The sequence below is a fragment of the Streptobacillus ratti genome (assembly GCF_001891165.1).
Taxonomy (GTDB): domain Bacteria; phylum Fusobacteriota; class Fusobacteriia; order Fusobacteriales; family Leptotrichiaceae; genus Streptobacillus; species Streptobacillus ratti.
Genome location: NZ_LKKW01000122.1, coordinates 1 through 265 on the forward strand (window position 1 = coordinate 1; position 265 = coordinate 265).

The 265-nt window shown below is 51.7% G+C and carries 1 pseudogene; it reads left to right on the forward strand.

Annotation, left to right across the window (positions count from 1 at the left end):
* Positions 1-42 precede the first annotated feature (42 nt).
* Positions 43-265, forward strand: a pseudogene (locus tag BT993_RS07060) (hypothetical protein); the annotation flags it as partial.

Below are 265 nucleotides of genomic sequence, written 5' to 3' on the forward strand. Positions count from 1 at the left end.
AGACTGGAGAATCGTCAGGAAGTCGTTCTGACTGCTGTTGATGTGGCGGCATTATTTCGCCGCGTCAGCGAAGCGCGCACCGTGCAGTTGGCAGAAAAAAACATCACTTTGCATGTTATGCCTACTGAGGTTAACGTTGCTTCTGAACCGGCGTTACTGGAGCAGGCGCTGGGGAATTTACTGGATAACGCCATCGATTTTACTCCCGAGAGCGGTTGCATAACGCTAAGCGCCGAAGTGGATCAGGAATACGTCACCCTTAAGG